We start from the raw sequence: 8,351 nt of genomic DNA, 5'->3' as shown, positions 1-8,351 counted from the left end.
CATAGGTAATCTTGCCACCATTAAAATATTTGTCTTCCAGGGCTTTAATATTCTGCGCCGCTTTATAAGCTGCTTCTAGAACCTGAAGCTGCCTACGATTCAACCATTGATTCCATTGATTAAGATTGAGTGGATTGAAATTCATATTGTTTAGGTTGAAATTATATTTAGTACAACAAGGCAAAAGTAAAAATTAAATAAGAATGATGCATAGGTTGTTTTAGGCTTTTATTAATTATCCTGCGATCGTAAATAGACCTGTAATTTGAGGCACTTTTAGATCCCCCCTAACCCCCCTTAAAAAGGGGGGAACCGGAATCTAAGTCTCCCAATATATCGGGAGATTTAGAGGGATCTAAAAGTTTTGATACCGAGAAGATGACTTTTCAAACATCCTCTAAGGGCAAAGCAATGCTCATTAGTGTCAACTTAACGGGAAACCTTTGTTAAAACGTGATATTGAGTTCACTCACTGACCATTACTCACCGTGTTACCCCACCCTAACCCTCACAGATGTGTGTACAGAATAGATCCTCCTAAATCCTCCTTAAAAAGGAGGACTTTGAGAGGTCTTTGCCCCCCTTTTTAAGCTACCGTGTACACACAAGTCGAATTTCTTCTTAAATCCCAAAGATTACCTACTTAATCGCAATGATGGTTAGGGTGAGGTAAAACTAAAGCTTAAACCTTAGTGAATCAGGTTTAAGGTGAGGTTTTAAGAATTTATGCAATAAGTTTATTGATTTTGGGTGGTCATTTATTGAATTCGGGTGGTCGTTTATTGATTTTGGGTGGTCGTTTATTGAATTCGGGTGGTCGTTTATTGATTTTGGGTGGTCGTTTATTGAATTCGGGTGGTCGTTTATTGATTTTGGGTGGTCGTTTATTGAATTCGGGTGGTCGTTTATTGATTTTGGGTGGTCGTTTATTGAATTCGGGTGGTCGTTTATTGAATTCGGGTGGTCGTTTATTGAATTCAAGCAGTGGTTAAAGTGGGGTAAAACCCAGATTCTTGAGCAACTTCAGACTTGTGTGTACACCGTAGCCTTTTTAAGGGGGGTTGGGGGGATCAAGAAGCTGTGGAGCAACTCTAGAAAACTTGTGTGTACACCGTAGCCTTATAAAGGGGAGGGAACTAGATTTCTTTTTCCCCTATTTCTAAGAGGATGTTTTAAAAGTCCTATTGTAAGTATCAAAACGTTCTAGATCCTTCTAAATCCCCCGATGAATTGGGGGACTTTGATTCCGGTTCCCCACTTTTTAAGGGGGGTTAGGGGGGATCGATAAGTGCCTAAAATCACAGTTAAATACTTTTAAAACATCCTCTAAGGGAGGATTAAAGGGGATAAGCATTTAAGCTTAAGTTGACACCAATGAGCAATGCTGTGCCCTTACGAAAGATGTGGTTTTTAAACTTATTCATATTTGGCATTTATTGTCAATGTGTAAGTCCTATTAATTATTTAATTCTCATTTCTTGCGAACTAATTCTTGGGGAAATCCTGGTGGTAGCGACCTGACGAAATAGACCTTGACTGCTTCATCACGATTTGAGTTCTTCACATAAGATGTACTGAGAAAAGGACGATATTCAGTCTGGTGAGCAAGATATACTTTCATAAAAGCTGTACTAAAAGCCTGAAAATGAATGCGTCCCAATTCTGGGTCACGTCCAGAGAAACTAGAGAAACGGTTAGAAGATGGTAAAATTACGCTACTCACACCAGCAATCAAATCAGTATGATTCCCTTTGTCACCAATACCCAAATACTTGTCTTTGGTAGTCAACCAGGAAAATGCTTGTACTTGTTCCAACAAGGCGGGAGTAAACGTGTCTGAGGCTCCACCAGCAATGGCTACGGGAATTTCGATTCGGCTCAGACCTGCTTGCCCAAGAAGACTACTCGTGACTGGATTGAGAGCAATCACAGCTTTGACTCGGCGATCGCGTAAATCTAGGTTGCTTAAGTTTTGTTGTATCTGTTCATAATCAGGAGAATTTTTTCCCAGTGCTAAAGCACGACACTGCAACAACAACGACATATTGACCGGATCAGATTCAGATTTACAATCTTTGTGCAACTGATTAATATTGATGCGTGCGCCAGCTAAGACTAAGGCTGTGTAACCACCAAAAGATTGTCCAATCACACCGACTTGTTGAACGTTGATTTTTCCTTGTAGCCAGGGATCAGATGTTGAACGCTGCTCTAATTGATTAAGTACAAACGTTACGTCTAAAGGTCGGTCAATTAATTCTGTGTCTGCAAATACTTGTTGGCTTTTCCCTGTGAGTAGTGCTTCCATTTGGAGAGAATCACTACCAGGATGCTGAGGAACAACAACAGCAAATCCATAGGATGCTAAATTTTCTGCCAAGTAAGCAAAGCTATCGCGATCGGAACCTAGTCCATGAGAAATGACTACAACTGGTGCGGATGATTGACTTTCAGGTAAATAGATATCTGTCTGAATGACTCTAGTTTTAATACTTCCAGTCAGGGATTTACGATTAGTATCCACAAACGCGATCGCTTTTTTCTGCCAAGAAAACGATCCTGACTTGTTGTATAGTTCCGGTAATTTTGAGATATTTACAGGTGGTTCAGTAGATGCTTCTGTAGTAGACTGTTGCTCAATTACAGAGAGAGCTTGATTTGTCTCCTTTTTCAGAGTGGAGAGTTTATTCATCAGTGCCAAAAGCTTTTCAGTGTTAATCCGAATATTCTGTGAAGGGAAGTAGCGCATCGTATTAAGTAGTGTTAATCCCCCTGGATCAGCCGCTGCTAGAATCAACGCCGCACGAATTGCATAAAAACCGTTTTGTCTTGAATCTGTTTGAATCAATTCACCCGCAGAATTTAACATCGATTCTCCAATTTCTGAATAAAGAAATTGAGAGACTGCTACGGGACTTAATTTTTGTTTTTCAGTCAAAACCTGACGCAGTTGAGCAACATCCTCTGGTTTGAGGCGCTTTGTATATGATGCTAGTTGACTGCTAATTTTACCTTCTTGAGCATAAGTTTTTAAATCAGTAACAGGAAGAGAAAATTCTAAAAGACTGTAAGAAAATTTTATTTGTTCAGCACCGAGAGCTGGCATCATTCCCATGCTCAACAGCCCGATAGTGGTACCGACCCAAGAAGGAATTTTAAGTTTCATAGCATCGTGTGAATGAGTAATTTGACCGTGCCAATTTTAGATTTTGGATTTTAGATTTTGGATTTTGGATTAAAAAAGTTTTTTGATACATGCCCCGCCCCGCTTCAATTTTAGATTTTGGATTAGACGATAGCGCTTGGAAGTCAAGCTTGAAAGCGATCGCATCCTAATCGCTTTCAAGAAACAAACTAGCTTGTTTGTTTCATTTGTAGCGTGTGGTACGCCGCTCTCAAGCAGTTAAGCAGGGGCATCTCCCTGAAACTTGACGACTGTTTTTTGACTCTTTCCATTCAAAGAGGCTAATTCCCCAGCAGGAGTAGGTTCAGGCGATTGGGGTGGCTTGGGAGGTTTACCTTTAGAGGCAAAGTCTGTGAGGTTTTTGATCACTACATAAAGGACAGGCACTAGCAGTAGGGTGCAAATGGTGGAAATCAATAAGCCGCCAAACACTGCCGTACCGAGGGAGTTACGACTAGCTGCACCAGCCCCAGATGACAGCAATAAAGGAACGAACCCACACAGGGCGGCGATTGTGGTCATTAAAATCGGGCGGAACCGTTGTTCGACAGCATGGAGTACAGCCTGGGCGATCGTCATGCCCTGCTCCCGCGAATGGTTGGCAAATTCCACAATCAAAATTGCGTTCTTACTCGCCAAACCAATCAGCATTACCAATGCCACCTGACAGTACAGATCGTTGACTAACCCTCTAAATGAGATAAACACCATCGCGCCGAGAACTGCGAAGGGCACGGTCAGCAAGATGATGATCGGGTCGATATAATTTTCGTACTGAGCCGCTAAAATCAGAAACACGACTACAATACCGAGACCAAACAGCACGATCGCTTGTCCGCCAGATTTGCTTTCTTCTCTGGAAAGTCCAGTCCAGTCATAACCCAGCCCTGGCTGCTCAATCTCTTTAAAGGTCTCCTGCATTGCCGCAATTGCTTGCCCAGAACTGTAACCTGGGGCAGCACTGCCTTGAATCTTGATCGAGCGGAATAAGTTGAAGTGGCTGATGGTTTGCGGCCCTGTAATTGGAGTCACTTTGGCGACTTCATTCAGTAGCACCAAATTACCACCTCTGGAACGGACATTAATTTGACCAATATTGTCTGGAGAGTTCCGAAACTGTTCATCGGCTTGGATGTATACCCGGTAGCTGCGTTGGGAGAAGGTAAAATCGTTGACATACTGCCCACCCATGTAAGCGCCCAGAGTATTCATTGCCTGACTAAAATCGACATCAAGGGCTTCTAAGCGATCGCGGTTAATGTCAATCTGGTATTGGGGAGTACTAGACGTAAATTGAGTGAACACTTGGCGCAAGACGGGATTTTGATTGGCTTTGGCAATCATTTGTTGCGCGATCGCCAGAAATTGATCGATACTCAGTTGTCCGTTGGTGCGGTCTTGAAGTTGAAATTCAAAGCCACCCGTTACCCCATAACCAGAGACGGCCGGCAGGTTGGAGGTGAAGATCAATGCATCTTGATTTTGGGCGAAGATGCCATTCAATCTTTGCACGATCCCCTTCACCGAATGTTCTTCACCCTTGCGTTCTTTCCAATCTTTCAGCTTAAAGAAAAATGTCCCCTGATTCGGCCCATTGCCGTTAAGACCAAAACCGGCAATAACGAGAGACGCTTCCATCTCCGGCACTTCTTTTTGCAGAGTTTGAGATACAGTGTTAACAATTTTTTCGGTGGAGGCGAGGGAAACACCATTGGGAGCCTGAATAATCCCAACGATAATACCTTGATCCTCTTCTGGCACAAATCCACTAGGGACGGAAATATACATAAACGCTGTTGCCGCCAGTCCGAGGATAAATAGCCCGACTACGAACATGCGGATGCGGATCAAAAACTTGCTCAGACCCTCGTATTGCTTCAGTACCCAGCTAAAGCCCCGGTTGAACTGACGAAAGAACCAGCCCAGCGGCCCTTGCCCTTCACCCTCGGTATGATGCAGGAAGAGTCCAGACATACTGGGAGTGAAACTCAGGGCATTGAATAAAGAAATGCCGATGGAGAAAATAATGATCAGTGCGAACTGCCGATACATAATGCCGGTCGCGCCCGGAAAAAAGGACACCGGGATAAATACCGCCATCAACACCAAGGAGGTGGCAATCACTGCCCCTGAAAGTTCCCCCATCGCCTCAAAAGCAGCTTGCCGTCGGTCTAAGCCTTGTTCCATCTTGGCAGCAATTCCCTCAACGACGATGATCGCATCGTCTACCACCAAACCCGTTGCCAGTACCAATCCAAACGTGGTCAACGTGTTGAGCGAGAAGCCCAAGACATAAGCAAACCCCAATGCACCAACCAGGGATACAGGAATAGCGATCGCCGGAATGATCGTCGCCCGCCAATCTTGCAAAAAGACGAAAATCACCAACACCACTAGGGCGATCGCTTCTATCAGCGTCTTGACCACTTCTTCGATTGAGACTTCCACAAACTTGCTGGTGTCGTAGGCGATGACGGCTTTCACCCCTGGGGGAAAGTTTTTCTCTAGCTCTGCGATTTGCGCTTCCACCGCTTTGGCAGTATTTAGCGCATTGCTGCCCGGAAGCTGATAGATCAGCATCCCAACGCCGGGTTTGCCCTGTACCAATGCCGATGTTGTATAGTCCTTCGCACCTAACTCGGCTCGTCCCACATCCTTGAGTTTAACCAGTGTGCCGTTGGTGTCCGACTTGATTACCAAATTCTCAAATTCCTTGACATCTTTTAATCTACTATTGATGCGGAGTGGGAAATTCGAGTTCTGATCCGTCTTCGTGGGCGCTTGACCAATCGACCCTGCCCCCACCTGAACATTCTGAGAAGTTAGCGCACTGCTGACATCCGTTGCCGTTAATCCCCGACTAGCTAAAGCGTTCGGGTCAAGCCACAGCCGCATTGCATATTGGCGTTCCCCAGACAGCGTTGCATCCCCTACACCAGGGACTCGCTTGATGGCATCGGTGATGTATAGGTCAACATAGTTACTCAAAAAGATATTGTCGTACTCGCTATTTTCGGCATAGAAGCCATAAACTAGCAGAATGCTGTTGGAACGTGCTATAGTAGTTACCCCAGTTTGCCGCACAGACTCAGGTAAAGTCGGTTGGGCGATCGCGGCTCGATTCTGGACGTTAACTTGGTTAATATTACGGTTACTCGCTGGATCAAACAGGGTTGAAATGCTGCTGGAGCCGTCATTACCACTGCTTGAAGTCATGTACTGCATCCCCTCAACCCCGTTCACTTGCCGCTCAATCACGGTTGAGACGGTATCTTCAACGGTTTGGGCATCTGCGCCAATATAGACGCTAGTGGTTTGCACTTGAATGGGGGCAATTTCCGGTAAGTTGTTAATCGGCAGCAAAGGAATACAGATGCTACCAATCAGCAAGATTATTATGGTGCAAACCGTTGATAAGACAGGTCGCTTGATAAAGGTGTCTGCGATCGACATGATGATTATACTATTTTGGATTTTAGATTTTGGTGAAGCAGCGCGGTCTTGGGGGTCTCCCCCATGAGTGACTGCTGAACCCGTTCGCGCAGCGTCTCCCCTTGGGAGAAGGGATTGAGAAAGTCTTACCCAGAGTGACTTTCACCTAACTATGTGTTGCATTCTTGTTTCAAATTGGGATTAACTTTTAAGGTTGTGGTTGGATGGGTGCGCCATCTCGCAGTTTGAGAATGTTAGACACCACTATGCGATCGCCTGGTTTAATTCCCTCTAAAATGGGATAGCGTAGGCGTAGCCCGCCGGAGGCATCGCTTTGCACATCACCCAACTTCACAGGTTTTTGATGCACAACGAATTGCGGTTTTTGTTTTGACTTGTCTCCTTCCACAACATTTTCTTTTGACTTTTGACTTTTGACTTTTGACTTCCCCGTTCGCGTAGCGTCTCGCAGAGAAGGGGCTGACTTGTTTTCTTCCACCACATAGACAAAACTCTGTCCGCCAATCCGATTCACTACTTGAGTCGGAATCAAAATTCCCGGCTGCTGGTTCCAAATAATTCGGGCGCGAACATATTGCCCATCCCGCAATTTGCCATTTGAATTAGTAAATCGAGCTTTCACTAAAATAGATTGGCCAGATGTATTCACTTGCGGTGAAATAAAGTTAATACTGCCGGTGGTTAAACGCTTACCTGTGTTAGCATCCAATAGCTCTACAGCTAATCCCCGACGCAATTGGGCAGCATTGTTGGACGGCACCGAAATTCGCATATCCAGGAGATCGTTTTTGGTAATTGTGGTCAGGTTACCGCCAGTATTCACATAATCGCCCACTTTGACGGAGAAATCGCCAACGATACCATCAAGTGGTGCAACTATCTGCTTCTGGTTCTGATTAACTTGAGTTGAGGCAACTTGAGCTTGGGCTTGCTGCACGTTGGACTGTGCCTGATTGATGCTGGCTTGGCCTGCATTTACTTGCTTTTGGGCGGCGGCTAGGGTGGCGATCGCTGCATCTAGGTTATTTTTAGCAATATCGAGTTCTTGCCTTGCCTGTGCGCCTTCAGTTACAAGCATCTTGGTTCGCTGGAACTGCACTTGCTGTAATTTCACATCTGCGGCGGCTTTCACTTGATCGGCTCGTTTTGATTCCAGTTGTGCCTGAGCGGTTGCTACAGCCGCCCGATTGGAGTTAACCGTAGCAATGGCGCTGGAGACATTGGCTGTAGTTTGATCCAAACTTAGAGACAGAATCGGCGTTCCTTGGGTGACGCGATCGCCACTGGATACAAATATGCGTTCGATTCGCCCCTGAATTTGCGGCTGAAGCGAAACGCGCTGCTGGGCTTCTAATGTGCCGACAAACTCAGAGGTAGATCGAACTTGACTCGATTCAACAGTCTGCACCTTCACCGGAAGAGGCGGTGGCGCTGGTGGTGGGGCTTCTCGCTTGCCTAACAATCGCCAAGCCACAAAACCCCCGCCTCCAATTAGCAGAACAGCCAGTATCACCCAAAGCCATTTCTTGCGCTGTGGAGGGCCTTTAGAAGCGGTTTCCTCAGTACTAATCGGATCTGTAGATTCTGGTGCTAAGACTGAACTAGAGCCTCTTGCAGTACCGTTTTTTAGCTCGTGAGTTGGATCTGAAGATCCAGATGTAATTGGGCGATCAAGTGACATAAGATATTTAACTCCCTCAATTTAGTATGCTTC

Annotated in this window: 4 protein-coding genes; 1 reads left to right on the top strand and 3 read right to left on the bottom strand. The window is 45.2% G+C overall.

What is annotated here, in order from left to right; all coding sequences use genetic code 11:
• Positions 1-746 precede the first annotated feature (746 nt).
• On the top strand, positions 747-992 hold the full coding sequence (locus tag HWQ40_RS20005; RefSeq protein ID WP_292780827.1) for a hypothetical protein: 246 nt from the start codon (positions 747-749) through the stop codon (positions 990-992).
• A gap of 479 nt (positions 993-1,471) precedes the next feature.
• Here the strand turns inward: HWQ40_RS20005 and HWQ40_RS20000 are convergent, their stop codons facing one another.
• The 3 genes from HWQ40_RS20000 to HWQ40_RS19990 form a co-directional block, all read right to left on the bottom strand.
• Positions 1,472-3,166, bottom strand: coding sequence for an alpha/beta hydrolase (locus HWQ40_RS20000; protein WP_292780825.1), 1,695 nt, complete (start codon positions 3,164-3,166; stop codon positions 1,472-1,474).
• Positions 3,167-3,403: 237 nt separating this feature from the next.
• Positions 3,404-6,637 (bottom strand): efflux RND transporter permease subunit, encoded by a 3,234-nt coding sequence (locus HWQ40_RS19995; protein WP_292780823.1) that lies wholly within the window; start codon positions 6,635-6,637, stop codon positions 3,404-3,406.
• Positions 6,638-6,824: 187 nt separating this feature from the next.
• Positions 6,825-8,318: an efflux RND transporter periplasmic adaptor subunit gene (locus HWQ40_RS19990; protein WP_292780821.1), complete on the bottom strand. Its 1,494-nt coding sequence runs from the start codon at positions 8,316-8,318 to the stop codon at positions 6,825-6,827.
• Positions 8,319-8,351 lie beyond the last annotated feature (33 nt).

Source organism: Nostoc sp. NMS9 (genome assembly GCF_017114995.1).
GTDB lineage: Bacteria > Cyanobacteriota > Cyanobacteriia > Cyanobacteriales > Nostocaceae > Nostoc.
Note: the sequence above shows the minus strand (reverse complement) of the source record. Positions and strands in the feature narration are given on the sequence as shown.

Bases quoted from the DNA above. Each gene is read 5' to 3' on its own strand.
- HWQ40_RS20000 (WP_292780825.1), bottom strand. From the start codon at position 3,166: ATGAAACTTAAAATTCCTTCTTGGGTCGGTACCACTATCGGGCTGTTG.
- HWQ40_RS19995 (WP_292780823.1), bottom strand. From the start codon at position 6,637: ATGTCGATCGCAGACACCTTTATCAAGCGACCTGTCTTATCAACGGTT.
- HWQ40_RS19990 (WP_292780821.1), bottom strand. From the start codon at position 8,318: ATGTCACTTGATCGCCCAATTACATCTGGATCTTCAGATCCAACTCAC.